22 protein-coding genes are annotated in these 20464 nt (G+C 69.0%); 11 read left to right on the top strand and 11 right to left on the bottom strand.

The genetic code is table 11. The features are described from left to right. Positions 1-5: 5 nt before the first annotated feature. Entirely contained in the window at positions 6-569 is a 564-nt protein-coding gene (locus G4D77_RS20870; RefSeq protein ID WP_043791000.1) for a fasciclin domain-containing protein, read from the bottom strand. A gap of 312 nt (positions 570-881) precedes the next feature. On the opposite strand from G4D77_RS20870, the gene G4D77_RS20865 reads away from it, so the two are divergent. From G4D77_RS20865 to G4D77_RS20825, 9 genes are all read left to right on the top strand, one after another. Further along, a complete protein-coding gene (locus tag G4D77_RS20865; protein ID WP_016450780.1) occupies positions 882-1853 on the top strand; it encodes a ferritin-like domain-containing protein in 972 nt (323 codons plus the stop codon). Positions 1854-1944: 91 nt separating this feature from the next. Then, positions 1945-2187, top strand: coding sequence for a hypothetical protein (locus G4D77_RS20860; protein ID WP_154833487.1), 243 nt, complete (start codon positions 1945-1947; stop codon positions 2185-2187). Positions 2188-2231: 44 nt separating this feature from the next. Next, positions 2232-3602 (top strand): Nramp family divalent metal transporter, encoded by a 1371-nt coding sequence (locus G4D77_RS20855; RefSeq protein WP_154833486.1) that lies wholly within the window; start codon positions 2232-2234, stop codon positions 3600-3602. Between the two features lie 149 nt (positions 3603-3751). Continuing rightward, the gene (locus tag G4D77_RS20850) at positions 3752-4231 is read left to right on the top strand and encodes a rhodanese-like domain-containing protein (RefSeq protein WP_154833485.1); all 480 of its coding nucleotides are present in this window, start codon (positions 3752-3754) and stop codon (positions 4229-4231) included. Between the two features lie 12 nt (positions 4232-4243). Beyond that, entirely contained in the window at positions 4244-5158 is a 915-nt protein-coding gene (gene epsC / locus G4D77_RS20845; RefSeq protein WP_013800567.1) for a serine O-acetyltransferase EpsC, read from the top strand. After that, the gene (locus tag G4D77_RS20840; RefSeq protein ID WP_012207587.1) at positions 5155-5427 is read left to right on the top strand and encodes a helix-turn-helix domain-containing protein; all 273 of its coding nucleotides are present in this window, start codon (positions 5155-5157) and stop codon (positions 5425-5427) included. Before epsC ends, G4D77_RS20840 begins: the two co-directional genes overlap by 4 nt. Before the next feature lie 82 nt (positions 5428-5509). After that, on the top strand, positions 5510-6442 hold the full coding sequence (locus tag G4D77_RS20835; RefSeq protein ID WP_013800566.1) for a family 2A encapsulin nanocompartment shell protein: 933 nt from the start codon (positions 5510-5512) through the stop codon (positions 6440-6442). Between the two features lie 12 nt (positions 6443-6454). Next, positions 6455-8380 carry a family 2A encapsulin nanocompartment cargo protein cysteine desulfurase gene (locus G4D77_RS20830; RefSeq protein WP_213757731.1) on the top strand — a complete coding sequence of 642 codons (1926 nt, stop codon included), beginning with the start codon at positions 6455-6457 and terminating at the stop codon, positions 8378-8380. Positions 8381-8680: 300 nt separating this feature from the next. Further along, positions 8681-9685 carry a fimbrial protein gene (locus G4D77_RS20825; RefSeq protein ID WP_227740900.1) on the top strand — a complete coding sequence of 335 codons (1005 nt, stop codon included), beginning with the start codon at positions 8681-8683 and terminating at the stop codon, positions 9683-9685. A 90-nt stretch (positions 9686-9775) separates the two neighbouring features. Here the strand turns inward: G4D77_RS20825 and G4D77_RS20820 are convergent, their stop codons facing one another. The 5 genes from G4D77_RS20820 to G4D77_RS20800 form a co-directional block, all read right to left on the bottom strand. After that, a complete protein-coding gene (locus G4D77_RS20820) occupies positions 9776-10732 on the bottom strand; it encodes a Bug family tripartite tricarboxylate transporter substrate binding protein (RefSeq protein WP_154833484.1) in 957 nt (318 codons plus the stop codon). 44 nt (positions 10733-10776) lie between these two features. Then, on the bottom strand, positions 10777-11778 hold the full coding sequence (locus G4D77_RS20815) for a tripartite tricarboxylate transporter substrate binding protein (protein ID WP_016450801.1): 1002 nt from the start codon (positions 11776-11778) through the stop codon (positions 10777-10779). A 65-nt stretch (positions 11779-11843) separates the two neighbouring features. Continuing rightward, positions 11844-12896, bottom strand: a complete 1053-nt coding sequence (locus G4D77_RS20810) for a hydroxyacid dehydrogenase (RefSeq protein WP_213757730.1) — start codon at positions 12894-12896, stop codon at positions 11844-11846. Beyond that, positions 12896-13573, bottom strand: a complete 678-nt coding sequence (locus G4D77_RS20805) for an RraA family protein (RefSeq protein ID WP_154833483.1) — start codon at positions 13571-13573, stop codon at positions 12896-12898. The genes G4D77_RS20810 and G4D77_RS20805 overlap by 1 nt, the downstream gene beginning before the upstream one ends. Positions 13574-13632: 59 nt before the next feature. Further along, a complete protein-coding gene (locus G4D77_RS20800) occupies positions 13633-14868 on the bottom strand; it encodes an alpha-hydroxy acid oxidase (protein WP_154833482.1) in 1236 nt (411 codons plus the stop codon). Between the two features lie 83 nt (positions 14869-14951). Here G4D77_RS20800 and G4D77_RS20795 point away from each other — a divergent pair, with 83 nt between their 5' ends. Continuing rightward, a complete protein-coding gene (locus tag G4D77_RS20795; RefSeq protein ID WP_012207596.1) occupies positions 14952-15872 on the top strand; it encodes a LysR family transcriptional regulator in 921 nt (306 codons plus the stop codon). Positions 15873-15891: 19 nt separating this feature from the next. Here G4D77_RS20795 and G4D77_RS20790 read toward each other — a convergent pair whose 3' ends face one another. Beyond that, positions 15892-17118 (bottom strand): hypothetical protein, encoded by a 1227-nt coding sequence (locus G4D77_RS20790; protein WP_227740899.1) that lies wholly within the window; start codon positions 17116-17118, stop codon positions 15892-15894. Here G4D77_RS20790 and G4D77_RS20785 point away from each other — a divergent pair. Beyond that, positions 17117-17308 carry an oxidoreductase-like domain-containing protein gene (locus G4D77_RS20785; protein ID WP_016452671.1) on the top strand — a complete coding sequence of 64 codons (192 nt, stop codon included), beginning with the start codon at positions 17117-17119 and terminating at the stop codon, positions 17306-17308. The genes G4D77_RS20790 and G4D77_RS20785 overlap by 2 nt on opposite strands. A 23-nt stretch (positions 17309-17331) precedes the next feature. Here the strand turns inward: G4D77_RS20785 and G4D77_RS20780 are convergent, their stop codons facing one another. The 4 genes from G4D77_RS20780 to G4D77_RS20765 form a co-directional block, all read right to left on the bottom strand. After that, positions 17332-17802: a RidA family protein gene (locus G4D77_RS20780; protein WP_012207603.1), complete on the bottom strand. Its 471-nt coding sequence runs from the start codon at positions 17800-17802 to the stop codon at positions 17332-17334. A 68-nt stretch (positions 17803-17870) separates the two neighbouring features. After that, positions 17871-18686: an ABC transporter permease gene (locus G4D77_RS20775; RefSeq protein WP_154833481.1), complete on the bottom strand. Its 816-nt coding sequence runs from the start codon at positions 18684-18686 to the stop codon at positions 17871-17873. 5 nt (positions 18687-18691) lie between these two features. Further along, on the bottom strand, positions 18692-19531 hold the full coding sequence (locus G4D77_RS20770) for an ABC transporter permease (protein WP_154833480.1): 840 nt from the start codon (positions 19529-19531) through the stop codon (positions 18692-18694). A 6-nt stretch (positions 19532-19537) separates the two neighbouring features. Beyond that, on the bottom strand, positions 19538-20398 hold the full coding sequence (locus tag G4D77_RS20765; RefSeq protein ID WP_154833479.1) for an ABC transporter ATP-binding protein: 861 nt from the start codon (positions 20396-20398) through the stop codon (positions 19538-19540). Positions 20399-20464 lie beyond the last annotated feature (66 nt).

Genomic DNA, 20464 nt, shown 5'->3' with positions numbered 1-20464 from the left:
GCCGCTCACTTGGGCAGCAGCACCTTGTCGATCACGTGGATCACGCCGTTGGACTGGTAGACGTCGGGAATCGTCACCGTGGCCATGCCGCCCTTTTCATCGGTCAGCATGATCTTGGAGCCGCTGGACTTGGCCACCAGCGTGCCGCCGCTGACGGTCTTGATGCTGGCCATGCCCTTGCCGTCCTTGATCATCTTGGACAGCGCCGCTGCATCCCACTTGCCGGACACCACGTGGTAGGTCAGCACCGTGGTCAGCGTGCCCTTGTTCTCGGGCTTGAGCAGGGTGTCCACCGTGCCTGCGGGCAGGGCCTCGAAGGCGGCATTGGTGGGCGCGAACACGGTGAACGGACCCGGGCCCTTGAGCGTATCGACCAGGCCCGCCGCCTTGACGGCTGCGACCAGGGTGGTGTGGTCCTTGGAGTTGACGGCGTTGTCGATGATGTCCTTGGACGGCAGCATGGGTGCGCCGCCCACCATCACATCGGCCATGGCGGCCACGGAGGCAGCCGACATCACGATGGCCAGGCCGAACGAGGCCAGCTTGCGGGTGTTTTGAATCGAGACCATGGAATGCTCCTAGCGGGTTGATGACAAGCCGAACGATTCCGGCTGATCTGGATACGCAGCGCAGCGGGGTCTGGATTCAAAAAAGAAAAAGAAACGGCGGCATCCGCAAACCGTTACCGACGCTTTCAATTGCGGCACATCCAGACCTGCGCGGCCTGCGTACTGCCGGATAGCGGGGACGCATCCCATTCCCCTGGAGCAGGTGGCCACCTCTTCAGTGGAACGCGCTTTCGCCACACCCGTGTGCTTTCGGCCGGAGGCGCATTCTTCACGTTGACCGTTCGCGCCTGCCGCGAACCGAGAGGAACCATCATGTCCGACGAATCAGTGTTGATAGGGGTTTTGCAAAAACGTGCCAAGAAGCTGGAGGACAGGCGCCAGTTCTTCCGCAAGACCAGCGGCGTGGCCGTGGGCATGGCGGGCGGGGTGATCCTGTCCGCCTGCGGCGGTGGCGGGGGCGATGCGAATGCGCAGGCCAACGGGCCCACGGATGCGGAGATCCTGAACTTCGCCCTCAACCTGGAGTATCTGGAGTCGCAGTTCTATCACTACGCGGTGTTCGGCACCGGCCTGCCCGCCAACCTGCAGTCGGGCGTGGGCACGCAGGGCGCCATCACGGGTGGCCGTGCCGTGGCCTTCAAGGACCCCGTGGTAGCGCAGTACGCCAAGGAGATCGCCCAGGACGAGATCGCCCACGTGGCCTTCCTGCGCGCGGCGCTGGGTTCGGCCGCAGTGGCGCAGCCGCAGATCGACATTGGCGGAACCGACCCGAACGGCGCCTTCTCGGTGGCCGCGCGAGCGGCCGGCCTGGTGGGCGCGGGCACGGCCTTCGATCCCTATGCGAGTGACGAGAACTTCCTGCTGGGGGCCTTCATCTTCGAGGACGTGGGCGTCACCGCCTACAAGGGCGCATCGCCGCTGATCACCAACAAGACCTATCTGGAGGCAGCCGCCGGCATCCTGGCCGCCGAGGCCTACCACGCAGGCCTGGTGCGCACGGTGCTGTACGCCAAGGGACTGGCCACGCCCGCGCTGCGCACGGCGGCCGGCGCCATCTCGGATGCGCGCGACAGCCTGGACGGCTCCACCGACGTGGACCAGGGCATCACGGGGGATGCCACCACGTCCAACATCGTGCCGCTGGATGCCAACGGCATCGCCTACAGCCGCTCGCCGGGCGACGTGCTGAACATCGTGTACCTGACCAAGGACACGGCGACCAAGGGCGGGTTCTTCCCGTCCGGCGTGAACGGCTCGCTGGTGATGAGCAGCGCCTACGCCTGACGCGGACCGCCCGCCTGCCCCGCACCGGCCGGGGCAGGCGGGCTTCCCCGGGGCTGGCCCGAGACAAGCGTTCCCCTGCCAAGGAGTTGCCATGATGTCCCTTCTGCCTTCCTCATCCGCCCCCCGCACGCCGGCCAGCACGCCGGGCCGCACGCCGCGGCGCCTGAAACCTGCCACCGTGGCGCGCCGCTGCGTGGGCAGCCTGATTGTGCTGGCCGGCGCGGTCATCGTGACCGGAGATCTCGTGGCGCTGTGGCGCGGCGCAGGCACTGATGCCGCACCCGCCGCCGCAGCCATTGCGCCCGCCAGCGGCCTGGTGCCGACGGCCCGATAGGCATCCCCCTGCAACCGCGTGCCCCCGCCGGCGGAAAGGCCCCCATGAACGACACCGTGCTTGCGGCCGAACAGGGCCGCTTCGGCACCATCGAGCCGGACCACGGCCACGCGGGCACGCCCAGCCTGCCGCAGGTGCATCGCAGCATCGCCGTGCCGCGCGGCGCCAGCCGCTCGGACAACGCGCGCCGCGTGCTGGCGTTTGCCGGGCCCGGCTACATGGTGGCCGTGGGCTACATGGACCCGGGCAACTGGGCCACCTCCATCGCGGGCGGCTCGCAGTTCGGCTACTCGCTGCTGGCGGTGATCTTTGCCTCCAACCTGATGGCCATGCTGTTCCAGGCGGCGGCCGTGCGCCTGGGCCTGGCCAGCGGGCGGGACCTGGCCCAGGCCTGCCGCGCGCAGTTTTCACCGCGCATCAACCTGGTGCTGTGGTTCTTCTGCGAGATCGCCATCGTGGCCTGCAATCTGGCCGAGGTGCTGGGCATGGCCATCGGCCTGAACCTGCTGTTCGGCCTGCCGCTGGTGGCCGGGGTATGCATCACGGTGGTGGATGTGATGCTGATCCTGGCGCTGCAAAGCCGGGGCTTTCGCTGCCTGGAGTCGGTGGTGATCGCCCTGGTGGCAGTGATCGGCCTGTGCTTTGCCGCCCAGCTGGTGTGGCTGCAGCCGCCCGTGGCGGCCGTGCTGCGCGGCCTGCTGCCGGGCATGGAGATCGTGGCCAATCCGCAGATGCTGTACCTGGCCGTGGGCATCGTGGGGGCCACGGTGATGCCGCACAACCTCTACCTGCATTCGTCCATCGTGCAGACACGCCGGCATGACACCACGCCCCAGGGCACGCGCCAGGCCATCCGCCTGGCCACGCTGGACTCCACGGTGGCGCTGGGTCTGGCGCTGTTCGTGAACGCCGCCATCTTGGTGGTGGCGGCCGGCGCGTTCAACCGGCCCGGCCAGGCGCCGGTGACCGAGCTGTCGGACGCCTACCACCTGCTGTCCCCGCTGCTGGGCGTGGGCATCGCCAGCGCGGTGTTCGGCGTGGCGCTGCTGGCCTCGGGGCTGAGTTCTTCGGTCACGGGCACGCTGGCCGGGCAGATCGTGATGGAAGGCTTCTTGCAGATCCGCCTGTCGCCCGCGCTGCGCGCCCTGCTGACGCGCTGCATCGCCATCGTGCCCGCCGTGGTGGCTACCGCCTGGTACGGCAGCACCGGCGCCAGCGCCCTGCTGGTGTTCAGCCAGGTGGTGCTGAGCCTGCAATTGCCGTTTGCCATCGTGCCGCTGCTGCTGTTCACCACGCGGCGCAAGGCGCTGGGCGAGCTGGCCTTTGGCCCCAGGATGGCGACGGTGCTGTGGGGCTGCGCGGCCCTGGTGGTGTCGCTGAACCTGTGGATGCTGCAGCGGCTGCTGACGGCCTGATCGCCCGAACCGGGCATGGCGCCGCGCGGCGCCTTCATAGACGTTTTGCTTCTATCAAACGCCGCTCTTGTTCGTTGGTGGCTTGCCGCGAAGTTCTTAGATTGGTGCCTATAGCCACCAACCCGCGAATTCTCCGCAAGGACGACGACATGACAGCCCTCACTTTGGAAACCGCCCTGCCCCAGGCGCTGCAGGAGGCACAGGACCACGCCCGCGCACAGGGGCTGGGCCACGCAGGCGGCGTGCGCCCGCCCGTGGCCTGGGCGCTGGTGCAGGCCGGCCAGGCCGTGCTGGTCGATGTGCGCACGGCCGAGGAACGCAAGTTCGTCGGCCAGGTGCAGGGCACCCTGCACGTGCCCTGGGCCACGGGCACGGCGCTGACGCGCAACCCGCGCTTTGCCCGCGAACTGGAAGCGCGCCTGGCACCGCACGGCGGCAAGGAGGCCGTGGCCCTGCTGCTGTGCCGCAGCGGCAAGCGCTCGGTGCTGGCGGCCCAGGCGGCGGCCCAGGCCGGATTCGCCCATGTGTTCAACGTGCTCGAAGGCTTCGAGGGCGAGATCGATGCGCGTCAGCAGCGCGGCAAAAACGACGGCTGGCGCTTCCACGGCCTGCCCTGGATTCAAGACTGAAGGAGCACGCAGATGGCCAGTTTCGACATTGCCGGACTCACCCAGAACCTGCATGCGGCGCGCCGCGAATGGCGCGAGGCGCACGGCCGCACCCAGGAGCCCGGGGCGCGCGAGTTTCCCTCGCGCGACGCGCTTTCCACCCTGATCGACCAGCTCAAGGCAGCCCTGTTTCCCATGCGCCTGGGCCCGCACGACCTGCGCCAGGAAAGCGAGGACATCTTCGTGGCCCACCAGCTGGACTCGGCCCTGCATGCGCTGCTGGGCCAGATACGGCTGGAGCTGCGGCTGTCCGCGCCCCACACGGCAGCGGGCGCCGATGCCATGGCGCTGGACATCGCACGCGCCTTTGCCGAGTCCCTGCCCCAGATCCGCCGCCTGCTCGACAGCGACGTGCTGGCCGCCTTCCAGGGCGATCCCGCCGCGCGCAGCGTGGACGAGGTGCTGCTGTGCTATCCGGGCGTGCTGGCCATGATCCACCACCGCCTGGCCCACCAGCTGTACCTGCTGGAGCAGCCGCTGCTGGCGCGCATCGTGGCCGAGCTGTCGCATGCGCAGACGGGCATCGACATCCACCCGGGCGCGAAGATCGGGCGGGGCTTTTTCATGGACCACGGCACGGGCGTGGTGATCGGCGAGACCGCCGTGATCGGCGAGCGCGTGCGGCTGTACCAGGCCGTCACCCTGGGCGCCAAGCGCTTTCCCACCGATGAGCACGGCCACCTGCGCAAGGGCCTGGCGCGCCATCCGGTGGTGGAGGACGACGTGGTCATCTACGCGGGCGCCACCATCCTGGGCCGCGTCACGCTGGGGCGCGGCGCCGTCATCGGCGGCAATGTCTGGGTGACCGAGGACGTGCCGCCCGGCGCCCATGTCACCCAGGCCCATGCGCGCGAGCACGCGCAGCAGCCCCGGGAGGTGGCCCTATGAGCACCCGTCTTGTCACCAGCTTCGGCATTGCCGTGCGCCAGGCGCGCGAGGCCCATGGCTGGTCGCAGGAGCGGCTGGCCGAGCACTCGGACCTGAACCGCTCCTACGTGGGAGAGATAGAGCGCGGCCGCGTCATCGCCTCGCTGCTGACCGTGGAGAAGCTGGCCGTCTCGCTGGGCGTGCAGCCCTCGGCCCTGGTCATGCGCGGCGAGACCGTGGCCCACGACCAGCTGGTGCGGGGCCTGCGCTTGGCGGCTATAGCATGTTGAAGACATGTGCGCGGGCCGGGACACTGGCCCTGTTTCCCTCCTTCCCCTTCCCTTTTTCCTGAACTGATCACGGAGTCTGCACATGTCGGCAACAGTGGGCGGCACGACCGCGCTAGGCGACAACGCCGCGCGGCAACTGGCCAACGCAACCAAAACCGTTCCCCAGCTTTCGACCATCAGCCCGCGCTGGCTGACGCACCTGCTGCAATGGTCGCCGGTGGAGGCCGGCATCTACCGCCTCAACCGCGTCAAGAACCCGGAGGCCATCAAGGTCACCTGCACGGCCAAGCAGGAAGACAACCAGCTGCCGCGCACCTATGTGGACTACGAGGAGCAGCCGCGCGAGTACTTCCTCAACGCCGTCTCCACCATCCTGGATGTGCACACGCGCATCTCCGACCTCTACAGCAGCCCGCATGACCAGATCAAGGAACAGCTGCGCCTGACCATCGAGACCATCAAGGAGAACCAGGAAAGCGAGCTCATCAACAACCCCGACTACGGCCTGCTGGCCCAGGTCACGGACGAGCAGCGCATCTTCCCGCTGACCGGCGCGCCCACGCCCGACGACCTGGACGAGCTGCTGACCAAGGTCTGGAAGGAGCCCGCCTTCTTCCTGACCCATCCGCTGGCCATTGCCGCCTTCGGCCGCGAGGCCACGCGCCGCGGCACGCCGCCGCCCACGGTCAGCCTGTTCGGCTCGCAGTTCATCACCTGGCGCGGCATTCCGCTGATCCCCTCGGACAAGGTGCCCGTGGCCGATGGCAAGAGCAAGATCCTGCTGCTGCGCGTGGGCGACAAGCGCCAGGGCGTGGTCGGCCTGTACCAGCCCGGCCTGCCGGGCGAGCAGAGCCCGGGCCTGTCGGTGCGCTTCATGGGCATCAACAACCATGCCATCGCGTCCTACCTGATCTCGCTGTACTGCTCGCTGGCCGTGCTCACGCCCGATGCGCTGGCCGTGCTCGACGATGTCGAGATCGGCAAGTACCACGACTATCCCGACACCTACAAGTAAAGAGGCCGGGCGTTGACCGTGTCTGCAATCACCTCCGTGGCGCCCCAGGCGCCCTTCGACCCCGAGGCGCTGGCGCGCATGGCCAACGCCCTGTTCTCCGCCGCACCGGGATCGGCTCCTGCCCTGCCTGGTCTTCCGGGTCTTCCCGGCCTGCCTGCTGGCGTGCAGGCCCCCGTGAACGTGGCGCCGCCCGGCTCGCCGCTGGCCAGCCCCGCGGGCCTGGGCCCCGGCGTGCCGGGCACGCCCATCCCACAGGGCCTGGCGCCGGGCAGCAACCTGCTGCCGGCCTCGCCCGCGCCGCTGGCCTCGCTGGCCCACCGCGCGCCCGCGCTGCTGCCCCATGCCCAGGCCGGCAACGGCGTGCCCGACCATGTCGTGAGCGCCCTGCCCGCCTACGAGCCGCGCCTGGGATCGCAGGTGCTGGGCGTGCCCCAGCGCCAGGGCGATCCGCTGGATGCGCTGGCCGCGCTCCCGTTCACGGCACCTGCTGCACCTGCTGCACCTGCGGCACCTGCTGCACCTGCGGCACCCGCCGTGCCGCGCATCGGCGTGCCCACAGAAGGGCCCGGCATTGCGTCCACCGTGCCTTCGGCCGAGCCGCGCTTTTACTTTGTCGATCCCGTGGTGCTGCCCTCCGGCTACACCACGCCGGCCCATCCGCTGCAGCGCCAGCAGGCTTCGCACGGGGCAAGGCATGGAGCGGCCAGCGTGCAGGCGCCCTTCGACGTGCATGCCGTGCGCCGGGACTTTCCCATCCTGTCCGAGCACGTCAACGGCCGGCCCCTGGCCTGGCTGGACAACGCGGCCACCACGCACAAGCCGCGCGCGGTGATAGAGCGCATTCGCCACTTCTACGAACACGAGAATTCCAACATCCACCGCGCAGCCCATGAACTCGCTGCCCGCGCCACCGACGCCTACGAGGGCGCGCGCGAGAGCGTGCGCCGCTTCATCAACGCGCCCGACGTGAACGAGGTCATCTTCGTGCGCGGCACCACCGAGGCCATCAACCTCGTGGCCAAGAGCTGGGGCTGGCAGCATGTGGGCGAGGGCGACGAGATCATCGTCTCCCACCTGGAGCACCACGCCAACATCGTGCCCTGGCAGCAGCTGGCGGCCGCCAAGGGCGCGAAGATCCGCGTGATCCCGGTGGACGACTCGGGCCAGGTGCTCATCGATGAATACCGCAGGCTGCTGAACCCGCGCACCAAGATCGTCTCCGTCACCCAGGTCTCCAACGCGCTGGGCACGGTCGTGCCCGTGCAGCAGATCGTGGAGCTGGCCCACCAGGCGGGCGCCCGGGCCCTGGTCGATGGCGCGCAGTCGGTCTCGCACATGGCCGTGGACGTGCAGGCCATCGGTGCGGACTTCTTCGTGTTCTCGGGCCACAAGGTCTTCGGCCCCACGGGCATCGGCGTGGTCTGGGGACGGCGCGAGGTGCTGGAGGACATGCCGCCCTGGCAGGGCGGCGGCAACATGATTGCCGACGTGACCTTCGAGAAAACCGTCTACCAGCCCCTGCCCAACACCTTCGAGGCCGGCACCGGCAACATTGCCGACGCCGTGGGCCTGGGCGCCGCCATCGACTACGTGCAGGCCCTGGGCATGGAGCGCATCGCGCGCTACGAGCACGATCTGCTGCAGTACGGCACGCAGGCGCTGGCGCCCATCCCCGGCCTGCGCCTGATCGGCACGGCGGCCGACAAGGCCAGCGTACTGTCCTTCGTGCTCAAGGGCTGGACCACGGCCGAGGTGGGCGAGGCGCTCAACGCCGAAGGCATCGCCGTGCGCACCGGCCACCACTGCGCCCAGCCCATCCTGCGGCGCTTCGGCGTGGAGACCACCGTGCGGCCCTCGCTGGCCTTCTACAACACCACCGAGGAAATCGACCGGCTGGCGGCCGTGGTGCAGGGGCTGGCGGCGCGCAGGCGGGGTTGAGCCACCGGCTCAGCCCAGGCGTCTTGCAAAGGCGTCGCCCGTGGCGCCCATGCCCAGGCGGCCATGCCCAGGCGGCCGTGCCCAGGCGGCCGCCCACGTCGTTGGCGCCGCTTGCGCCAGGTGTGCCGCAGGCCGGACCCGGTGGCCATGCCGCGCCACGGCAGCGGACGGAACACGGCATTGGAGTCATGAAAAAGCATTGCCAATATCAGAATGATCCTATGGATTTCCATCAATCATAGGAATAGACTTTGGAGCGCGCCCATCAAACTCTCCTGCATCGTTTCCGGTTTCATTCATATGAAAAAAATCAGATATTTTCTCATTACGGCAACGCTTTGCTTTTCTGTAAGCTCCATTTATGGAGGCATATTTACCCCGGTGTCGTCCACCATCCAATTACCGGAAATCATCAACGTTCCCGCAGGAAATATCATGAATGGATCAGTGCTATGGGAATCGCCCATGGTCAAATCCACCCTCGACACAATTTCCTACAGTGTGCTTTCGGGGCCATCTTCAGAAATATGGCCCAATATCATGAACCCCACTACGCTGGACGGCGATATCTACTCCACATCTTTGCGCGGAATAGGAGTCCGTTGGCGTGCCACATGGAAAGCCAGGAATTTCCCCAATGGCAAAACCATGTCCATCACCACTACGTCCAACAATGCAGGAGCCACGGGATGGCAAAAGGATGATGTACATGAGCAAACCATATGGATGCAACTCATCAAGACAGGCGCCGTTCAATCGGGCACTTTCAGCGTCAGCAGCTATTCATCCGCCCAGTTTGACTGCAATAGCCTTTGCAATAACTGGCTCGTGAAGGCGACCGGCAGCACCGTGGTGCGCACAGGCGCCAGTTGCCGGGTGAAGACGAGCAACATCGCCGTGAAACTGCAGCGAGTCAACAGGTCACAGTTCAACGGGATAGGCGCTACCTCCGCGCCCCAGTCATTCGATCTGGAACTGATCTGCACCGGGGGCGAAGCCAATTCCACCCTGCGCCCGTTCGTCACGCTCACGGATGCCAACGATGCCGCCAACCGCTCCGATGTGCTGACGGTGACCGGAGGGGCTGCCGGCATCGGCATCCAGATCCGCAGCAGCGACAAGGTCATCAGCTACGGCGAGGACTCCGCCAACTTCGGCAATCCCAACCAGTGGCAGGCGGGCATCATCACCCCAAACACCAGCAACCACGTGATTCCATTGACGGCGCGCTATGTCCAGACCCAGCCCTCCGTCACCACAGGCCTGGCCAACGGACGGGCCACCTTCACGCTCAACTACCAGTGACCTGCCAGTGACCTGCCAGTGACACGCTGGCTGCATTGCGGCTGTGCAGTCGCCCCTGCGCCGATCCTGCACTGCCGCCCCCGGCTGCGCTCACTCGGCTCTGGCCCCCGACACCCGCACCTGCTCGGCCGCCACGGGCATCTGCTCGCGCACGAAGCGCCAGAACGCGTCCACGCCCATGGGCTTGACGGGCAGCGAGCCTTGGTCGATGAACTGCTTTTGCACCTCGGGATTGCGCAGCGCCGTGGCCAATGCGCCGTTCAGGCGCTCCAGCGCCGCGCGCGGCGTGCCGGCCGGGGCAACCAGCCCGTACCAGGAGTCGGTGTAGAAGCCCTTGACGCCTGCTTCCTCGAAGGTGGGCACATCGGGCAGGGCCGGCAGGCGCTGGCGCGAGGCCACGGCCAGGGCGCGCAGCTTGCCCGAGCGGATGAAGGGGATGGCGCCCGTGGTGAGCACGAAGTCCACGCGGCCCGCCATCAGGTCGGTCATGGCCGGGGCCGTGCCCTTGTAGGGGATGTGGGTGACATCCACGCCCGTGAGCTGCTTGAAGCTGGCGCCCGCCAAGTGCTGGCTGGAGCCCACGCCGCCTGAGCCGTAGTTGAGCTGGCCCGGCCTGGCACGCGCCGCCTCCAGCAGATCGTTGACCGAGCGCAGCGGCGAGGCCACGGGCACCAGCAGCACGCTAGGCGAGGTGGTGATCATGCCGATGGGCGCGAAGTCCTTGAGCGGATCGTGGTTCAGCCTGGCGTAGAGCGCGGAGTTCAGGCCGTGCGAGGCCACGGTGGCCAGCATGATGGTGTTGCCATCGGGCCTTGCGCGGGCCGCCGCGTCACTGCCCAGGTTGCCGCCCGCGCCGGCCCGGTTGTCGATGGTGATGGGCTGGCCCAGGGCCTCGCTCATGCGCGTGGCCGCCAGCCGCGCCACGTTGTCGGAGGGGCCGCCCGCAGGCCAGCCCACGATGAGGGTGATGGGGCCTTGCGCCAGGGCCGGCAGGGCCAGGGCGCACAGGGCCAGCGCAGCCAGGCTGCGGCGCGGCAGACAGCGCATGGCGGTCGTCCTTGTGAATTCAAAGGTTGGCATGGGCATGGCCTTCAGGGCTTTCCGTCCTGCCAGGGCATTTCGGTCCAGAGCTTGCGAAAGCCGGCCTCGGTGCGCTCCAGCTCGGCCGCGTAGGCGGGCGGTGCCAGGTAGCGCAGCGGCGCGTACATGGCCTCGGCCTGCTGCCTGAACTGCGGGTCGGCCGCGATGGCGGCCACGGCATCGACCAGTTTTTTGCGCACGCCTTCGGGCAAGCCCTTGGGCGCGGCCAGGCCGCGCAGGGAGGCCAGCTCGATATCGATGCCCTGCTCCTTGAACGTAGGCACCTGCGGCGCCAGCGAGCTGCGCGCGGCCGACATCTGGCCCAGCAGGCGGATGGGAGTGCCGCCCTTCTGGTAGGCCAGCACCTCGCCCACGTTGATGGCGCCGATGGTGATCTGCTGGCCCGTGGCGGCGGCGCGCACCTCGCCCGCGCCCTTGTAGGGCACATGGGTGAGCTGCGTGCCCGTGGCCTTGGCGAACAGCAGCATGGCCAGGTGGTCGTCCGAGCCCGTGCCCGTGGTGCCCACGGTCACGGCACCGGGGTTGGCCCGGGCGTAGGCGGCCAGGCCGGCCAGCGTGGTGATGGCGTTGCTGTTGTGGATGGCAAAGCCGCCCGGGTCGTCCACCAGGTTGCCCAGCAGGTCGTACTGGCTCCAGTGGAAGCTGCTCTTGCGCTCGATGGGGATGGTCAGCACGTTGGGCGTGTTGATGAAGCCGATGGTGTAGCCATCCGGCTTGGCCCGCGCCAGTTCGCCAAAGCCGATGCCGCCGCCCGCGCCGGGGCGGTTGAGCACGACCACGCTGCCGCCGAGCTTCTTTTCCAGATGGCGGGCCAGCAGCCGCGCCACAAGATCGGTGCCGCCGCCGGGCCCGTAGGCCACGATCATCTCGATGTTGCGCGAGGGATAGGGGGCCTCGCCCTGAGTCTGGGTCTGAGCCTGGGCCAGGGCCGGCAGCGCCATGCAGGCGGCGGCCAGGCCTGCGCACAATGCGCGCCTTGCTTGCTGTGTCATCTTTGTCTCCTGGGTCGCCTCTTGCAGTGGTCTGAGAGGCTTTTTAGTCATGGTGAAGGAAGCGGCTAACGGGACGGGGAACGGGACGGGTCCAAGGCCCTGGCGATGCGCTCGCGCGCATGCGGCCAGACCTCGGGATTGACCAGGCGCGCGGGCCGCTGGCCGTCGGCCAGCAACTGCACGATCTGGGTGGCGGCCAGCTCGGCGTTGTTGCGCCGGGCCTCGTGCGTGACACCGGCGGTGTGGAAGGTGGCCACCACCTGGGGCAGGGCCAGCAGCGGATGGGAGGCGGGCGGCGGCTCCTGGTCCCAGACATCGAGCCCCGCGCCGGCCAGGTGGCCGCTGGCCAGGACGGCGTGCAGGGCGGCCTCGTCATGGATACCGCCGCGCGCCGTGCTCACGAAAACGGCGCCCGGCCGCATGGCCGCAAAGGCAGCGGCGTCCATGAGCCCCAGCGTGGAGGCATCGCGCGGGCAGTGCAGGGAGACGATGTCCGCGCGCTGCAGCAGCTCGTCGAAACCGACGGCCTCGGCCCCGCGCGCCGCCAGGCCGGCTGCGTCATAGGCCGGGTCGCAGCCGATCACCTGCATGCCGAAGGCCCGGCCCAGGGCCGCGACGCGGCTGCCGGCCTCGCCCACGCCCACCAGGCCCAGGGTGCAGCCGCGCAGCTCGTGGCCCATCACGTCCTCGCGGCTGAAGCCCCTGGCCGGGGCGCGCAGCAGGCGGTCGGATTCGTTGATGCGGCGCAGCACGGACAGCATCAGGCCGATGGCCATCTCGGCCACCGAATCCGCGTTGCCGCCCGACTGGTTCATCACGGCCACGCCGGCGCGCGTGCAGGCCTCGATGTCGATGGTGTCGCAGCCCGATCCGCTGGAAGATACCGCCAGCAGATCGGGGCAGCGCGCCAGCAGGTCCGCCGTGGCGAACCAGTGGCGCGGCAGCTCGTCCTTGGCGGCCGTGATCTGGTAGACCTGTGCACCGGCCAGGGCCTGCCAGGCGGCGGCATCGTCGCCCTCGCGCCGGCAGGTGAGCAGCTGCACACCGGGCGCGGCCGAGACGATGCGGTCGAAGGCCGCGTCCAGCCAGTAGTCGAAGCGGACAACGCGGCGGTCCATCACAGCACCCCCTTGGCGGCCAGCGTGCGCGCCACCCAGGAGCGGTCGGCGCGGCCTGCGGCAATGGCGGCGAGCACGTCGGCCTCGTCGCGCTGTATGGCCTCCACGCGGTCGGCAATGGCGGCGGCATCGGCGGCGGGCACGGCCAGCAGGCCGTCGCCGTCGCCCAGCACCAGGTCGCCCGGGTGGACCACCATGCCGTCGATGCTGACGGGCACATGCAGCTCGCCGGGGCCGTCCTTGTAGGGGCCACGGTGCGAGACGCCGCGCGCATACACGGGCAGCTCATGCTGGCCGATGGTGTCGCTGTCGCGGATCAGCCCGTCGATGACGATGCCGGCCGCGCCGCGCGCCATCATCAGCGCCAGCATGATCTCGCCAATGATGGCGTTGGGCCCGGCGCCGCCCGCGTCCACCACGATCACGTCGCCGGAGCCGCAGATGTCGATGGCCTGGTGCACCATGAGGTTGTCGCCGGGCCGCGTGCGCACGGTCAGCGCACGGCCCACCAGCGGCCCCTGGCGGCGATGGAAGGGCCGCAGCGCCGAGGTGCCCGTGGTGCGGCTCATGGCGTCGCTGACATTGGCGACCGGAAAGCCGCGGTAGCGCTGCAGCAGCGCATCGCCAAGGGCGGCCTCGGGCCGGGCGTGGATATGGAATCCGGGAATCTTGCTCACTGCTGTGTCTCCGTCTGTGTCTGTGTCTGTTGTCTGTGTCGATACCGTTGTCTTGCCGCTCAGAACGCATCCCAGGCCTGCGCATGGCGCACGCAGGCCGGCGTGACCTGGTCCAGGCGCGTGGCGCCCAGCATGGCCATGTCGCGCAGCACCTCCTCGCGCAGCAGGGCCATGGCGTGGGCCACGCCCGCCGGCCCGGCCACCGAGGCCGCGTAGTTGAAGGGCCGGCCCACGAACACGCAGCGCGCGCCCAGGGCCAGGGCCTTGAGCACGTCGGTGCCCCGGCGCACGCCGCTGTCCAGCATCACCGGCAGGCCGGGCACGGCGCGCACGATGCCGGGCAGCACGCGCAGCGGTGCCACGGCGCCGTCGAGCTGGCGCCCGCCGTGGTTGGAGACGATGAGGCCGTCGGCCCCGTGGTCGCGCGCCAGCACGGCGTCTGCGGCCGAAAGAATGCCCTTGACCACGAGCTGCCCATGCCAGCGCTGGCGGATGGCGGCCAGATGCGGCCAGGCCAGGTGGGAGCGGTCCGAGAAATCGCGCATCACGCTGGCCGACAGGATGGGCGCGCCCCGGTGCGCATAGTTGTTCTCGAAATGCGGCATGCCGTGGCGCCACAGGGTCTTGAGAAAGCTGCCGAACAGCCAGCGCGGGTGGCTGATGCCCTGCCAGGCCAGGCCCGGCCCGGGCCGCAGCGGCGTGGAAAAGCCGGCGCGCACATTGTTCTCGCGGTTGGCGGCCACGGGCGTGTCCACGGTGATCACCAGGGTCTGCACGCCGGCGGCGGCCACGCGGTCCAGCAGCGCATCGATCTGGCCCTGGTCGCCCGGCAGGTAGGCCTGGAACCAGGTGTGGGGCGCGGCCGCCATCACCTCCTCCAGCCGGATCAGCGAGGAGCCGCTCATGATGGCCGGCACGCCCGCCTGCTGTGCGGCCTGGGCCAGCACCAGATCGCCCCGGTAGGCCGACAGCGCGGCAATGCCCATGGGCGCCACGCCGAAGGGCGCGCCGTAGCGGCGCCCGAACAGCTCGAAGGAGGGATCGCGCTGTGCCACGCCCACCAGCGCGCGCGGCACGAAGGCCAGCTCGGCAAAGGCGCGGCGGTTGTCCGCCAGCGAGGCGTTGTCCTCCACCGCGCCGCTGATGTAGGCATGGATGGGGCGCGGCAGATGGCGCCGCGCCAGCCGCTCGAAATCATCGAGAGACAGCACCTGGCGCAGGCGGCGCGGCGGCCGGGCAGGGGCTAGTGCAGCGGCTGCAGGAGCGGTGGTGGAGGGGACGGTGTTGGCAGGCATTGCCGGCCAATGTAGAAGGGCCAACCTGCAAAGAAAAGCGAAATAAATAGGAATCGATATTTCGATTTTGGAAGAATGTCGCCATGACCCTCAAACAGCTCGAAGCCTTCTACTGGGCCGCCACCTGCCTGAACTTCAGCGTGGCTGCCGACCGCGTGCACCTGTCGGTCTCATCGCTGTCCAAGCGCATTGCGGAGCTGGAGGCCTCGCTGGGCGTGCAGCTGTTCGACCGCAGCGGCCGCGCCGCCGAACTCACGCCCCAGGGCGAGCAGCTGCTGCCGCGCATCCGCGAGCTGCTGCACGGCGCCGCCCAGCTGCGCGAGGCGGCGGGCCGCAGCGTGGGCCTGCAGGGCCGCTGCCGCATCGGCTTTGGCGAACTCAGCGGCCTGACCTGGCTGCCCCGGCTGGTGCAGCGGGTGGCCGAGCTGCACCCCGACCTGCAGCTGGAGCCCCACACCGACATCGGCCAGGTGCTGGAGCAGCGCATCGTCGATGGCGAGCTGGACTGCGTGGTCATTGCCGGGCCGTCCTCGCGCAGCAGCCTGGCCTTCGAGCAGGTCGCCCAGGTGCGCTTCGTCTGGGCCGCCAGCGACGACTTCATCGCCCGCGCCGGCACCGGCCTGCCCCGGCGCCTGGTGCGCGAGCAACTGCTGATCGCCCTGCCCACCGGCTCGGGCGCCACGCGCACGCTGGACGACTGGCTGGGCCGCCACGGCCTGGCAGTGGAGCGGCGCCTTTCCTGCAACAGCTGGGGTGCCGTGGTGGGCATGGTGGTGGACGGGCTGGGCTTCACCTACATGCCCGAGCAATGGGCCCTGGCCCTGCAGCAACGCGGCCGCCTGCGCGTGCTGGACGGCAGCGCCGAGGCCGCAAAGCACAGCGCGCTGGCCCCGCTGACCTACACCGTGCAATGGCGCCGCGACGATGCCCGGCCGCTGATCACGGAAATGCGCGAGATTATCCGCAGCGTGATCGATTTCCCGGCGCCGCGCTGTTTGAGCTGAATAGACGGAAAGCGTGCCGTCAGCCCACGGTATCCGGCTCCCGCGGCAGATCCTCCATCACCCACGGAGCCTCTTCAATGCGCGCCAGCAGTGCCAGCGTGGCCTGCTGCAGCGCATGCAGCCTGTGCGGCTCCAGCGCCCCCTCGACGATGGCCTCCACATGGAGGTTGCCTTCCTTGAAGCGCAGCGTCACTCCGTCCATCACCACGGCGTACATTTCCCCGACCGCTTCCTGGACCGGCGGGGCAACTGTCTCATCGATCCGGTAGAGCAGGTCCAGCGCCTCGAAGTCAGGCGCGTCACCCAGGCCCTCGATCGTTGGCAGATTCAGGTGTTTGTATTTGCGCAGTGAATGCGCAAGCCGCATGCTCATGAGCCGGTTGCCTTTGCCATCGGCACGCCGCATGGCCCAACGCTGCCAGGGCCTGCGGGTCAATCGCCGCCACTCGCCGGTCACTGTGTCCAGCGACCAGTCGTCGATGTTCTCGGGCGTCAGGCATTGCTCGCCAAACCAGCGCTCGCCGCGGCTCACCACGATGGTTCTCCCATCGCCTGCCAGACAGGCCTCATGCTGATAGATCCAGCCGGGCGCCTCGCCATGCGTGGGAACCGCCTCAATGCGCATGCTGTCCAGCAGCAACTTGTACACCCGCGTCATCCCCGGCATGCGCTGGTGCCGGTAGCCCAGGCCGCCAATGATGAAGATGGCGTCACCCACCAGCGTGGCGCTGTGGAAATCGGTGGGAGGGAAGGCATCGTCCGGGTAGCCGTGGATGGCGATGCCGCCATTCGCGTCGATGACGATGACATCGTTGTAGATGAAGAAGTCGGGATCGCAGCTGTCTTCGTGCTCGCCGCCGATGTGCACGACCCGGCCATCGGCCAGCACCGTCTCGCTCTTGCCATACCGGGCAAAGCACCACATGGGCCCTTGCGCAAAGGGCGACGGTCCACGCAGAAGTTCGTTCGCGCCATAGGCGCTCCAGCGCGTGCGCACCATCCAGTGCCACAGCGGATTGTCCTGCCGCGTCGGGTTCAGCGCTCCGGCCCGGGGCGAGCGCCAGAGGGCAAGATCCCGCACGGCTTCCTCGGGCGGCGGCTCGGCCTTTCTGCGTTCGGCGGCGTCCTCCTCAGCGAGAAATTGCGAAATCTCATCCTGTTTGCTCTTATCGCCAGCCTGCATGGCCTGCCTCCTCAAAAACCGTACAAAACAACGCCACAAGCAGCGCGAGACAATCGAGCCCATGACCACCGCGCCGATTCCAGATTCCGCCGACCCCATGCCCCAGCCGCCCGAGCAGCCCGACCTGGACGCCTGCTGCGGCAATGGCTGCGACCCCTGCATCTTCGACAGCTATGACCTGGCCATGGACGAGTACCGCCAGGCGCTGCGGGCCTGGAAGGCGCGCAACGAAACGCCAGCGGGCCAGGGATAGGAATAGGGATAGGGGTAGCGCGATCAGTCCACGCGGGCTATCAGGTCCAGCTCCACGGCCGCGCCCTTGGGCAGCTGCAGCACGCCCACCGAAGTGCGCGTGTGGGCACCCACGGGGCCCAGCACCCGGGCGATGAGGTCGGAGGCGCCATCGGCCACCTCGCTTTGCTGGGTGAAATCGGGCGCCGAGCGCACATAGACGGTGATGCGTGCAACGGCGCGCACGGCATCGAGCGAGCCGGCCGCGCGCTGCACGAAGGCCAGGGCCCGCATGGCGCAGATGGCGGCGGCCGTTCTGGCCGATGCCAGGTCGATCCCGGCGCCGACCGTCCCCACGTAGAGCACTTCATCGCCCACGCGGGGAATCTGCCCGCTGACGAACAGCTGCTGGCCGTCGCGCACGACGGGGCTGTAGTTGCCGCCTATCTTGATCTCGCCATCGAAGCGGTGGCCGAGCTCAAGGGCGGCCTGGGCGAAGCGTTCATCTGCTGTCATGGTCTGGTGTCCGGAGTAAGGCAAGCGCGCAGTCTAGAGCGTGTTATGCACCGGCGCCTGCGGCGGCTTCAACTGCCCGTGGACGCGTAATGCCTCACCCCCAAGCGCCAGGCGCCCGAGGCCAGCCATAGGAAGGCAAAGCCGGCCAGCGGCGAGACCCAGCCCAGCCAGGCCGGCGCGCCCAGCGGGTCGGGCTTGCCCAGCACGGCCAGCGCCGGGTAGTAGGCCACGCAGGCCAGCGGCACGGCGAAGGTCAGCAGGCGGCGGAACCACTGCGCGTACAGGGCCAGGGGGTACTGGGCGGCCTCGACGCTGCCGTAGCTCAGCACATTGGCGGCTTCCAGGCTTTCCACGGTCCAGAACGAGAGCGCACCCTGCAGCACCAGGATGCCCAGGAACAGCGCCACGCCACCCGCCACGGCGAACAGCGCCACGGCGACGGCCTGGGGCGTCCACGCCACGGCGCCCTGGGCCGTGGCAAAGCCCAGCACCATCAGGCCCTGCAGCAGGCGGCCCAGGCGGCTGATGCGCACGTCATGGCCCATGAGCTGCAGCCACACGGGGCGCGGACGCAGCAGCATGCGGTCGAAGGCGCCCGTGCGCAGGAACTGCGTGCCCAGCACGTCGAAGCCCCGGCCCAGCGCATCGGCCAGGGCGAACATGCAGTTCACCAGGCCATAGAACACGGCCACTTCGCCGATGCGCCAGCCCTGCACCTCGCCAAACCGGTGGAACAGCGCCCAGACGGCGATGACCTCGATGCCCGTGACCAGGAACTGGCCCAGGGTCAGCATCAGCGCCGAGGCCGGGTAGCGCGCCTGCCCGCCCAGCGAGGCCAGCGCCAGGCGCAGGAACATGGACAGCGATCCTTTTTGCTTGGCCATGGCGCTCACCCGCCCTGCACTTCGAGGCCGCGCATGGTGCGCGCCATGGCCACGCGGCCCAGGGCCACGATCGCGGCAATCCACAGGGCTTGCAGCGCCAGGCAGGCCAGCATCTGCGCACCGGCCATCTGGCCGAAATAGATGCGCGCAGGAATGTCCATCACGCCGGCCAGCGGCTGCAGCAGCAGCGCGGTCTGCCAGGCGTCGGTCATCAGCGCCAGCGGCAGCAGGTTGCCCGACAGCACGATGACCACGGGCGCGGCCAGCGTGTTGATGCCTTTTTCATTGAGCGCGGCGGCAGCGGCAACGTTCAGCAGCATGACCAGTGCCGTGGACAGCAGCAGCGCCAGCAGCATGGAGGCGGCAAAGCCCAGGCCTGCGGCCCAGCCGGCCGGCGGCTGCCAGCCCCAGGCGCCCAGCCCCATCAGCGGCAAGGCCAGCCCTGCAAACGCCACCATCAGCGCCACGCGCGGCAGCACGCGCGCGGCGATCCAGCCAGCCGAGCGCACGAACCACAGCGCATAGGCATCCACGGGCCGCAGCCGGTCATAGGCAACGGCACCCGTGCGCACGGCCAGGGCCACGTCGGGGTCGCCGCTCCAGGGCAGCAGCGCGAACAGGCCCTGCGCCAGCCAGGTGTAGGTGATGGCGTGCTCCAGCGAGATGGGCGCGCCGGCCGATGCCGAGGCGCTGCCGTAGAACGCCGCCAGCACCATGGTCTTGATGGCGCCCCACCAGCACTGCGTGGCAAAGCCCGCGTAGGCGGCCGTGCGGTACTGCAGCATCACCAGGAACCGCGATGCAAAGGCCGCCACATAGGGCCGCAGGAGTTCACGCAGCGTCATGCCGGCTCAGCCTTCGGCCGCTCCGTGCATGGCGTAGAAGCGGGCGATCACGGCCTCGATGGCCATGTCTTCTCCATTGCCTTCGCCATCACCACCTCCACGATCCTCGCCCTGCGCTGCCGCCACCTGGGCGCGCAGCGCATCGACCGCGCAGTCGGCCAGCACGCGGCCATGGCCGATGACGATGACGCGCCGGGCCAGCGCCTCGATGTCGTGCATGTCATGCGTGGTCAGCAGCACCGTGGTGCCGCGTTCGCGGTTGGCGCGCAGCACGAAGTCGCGCACGGCCAGCTTGGAGGGTGCGTCCAGGCCGATGGTGGGCTCGTCCAGGAACAGGATCTCGGGCTCGTGCAGCAGGGCCGCGGCGATCTCGGCGCGCATGCGCTGGCCCAGGGACAGCTGGCGCACGGGCTGGTCCAGCAGCCGCTCCAGGTTCAGCATGGCCACCAGCTCGTCGCGGGTGCGCGCAAAGCGCAGCGGATCGACGCGGTACAGGTCGCGCAGCAGGTTGAAGCCGTCGCCCACGGGCAGGTCCCACCACAGCTGCGAGCGCTGCCCGAAGACCACGCCGATCCGGCCCACATGGCGCTGGCGGTCGGCGAAGGGGTCGCGCCCGTCCACCTCCACGCGCCCGCCATCGGGCCGCAGGATGCCCGACAGGATCTTGATGGTGGTGGACTTGCCCGCCCCGTTGGGGCCGATGAAACCCAGCAGCTCGCCAGGCTCCAGCGCGAACGACACACCCTGCAGCGCCTGCACCGTGCGGTGGCGCGGACGCACCAGCGCGCGCAGCGCGCCCATCACGCCGGGGTCGCGTTCATGGATGCGGTAGGTCTTGCGGAGGTCGTGGACGAGGATCTGGGGCATGGCGCTGGGCGGTGAGGTAAGCGCAGAGGGGGGGCACAGAGGGGGCGCGATTCTACACAGGACCGG

The sequence above is a fragment of the Delftia sp. WY8 genome (assembly GCF_018437695.1).
GTDB classification, from domain to species: Bacteria; Pseudomonadota; Gammaproteobacteria; order Burkholderiales; family Burkholderiaceae_C; genus Comamonas; species Comamonas tsuruhatensis.
Note: the sequence above shows the minus strand (reverse complement) of the source record. Positions and strands in the feature narration are given on the sequence as shown.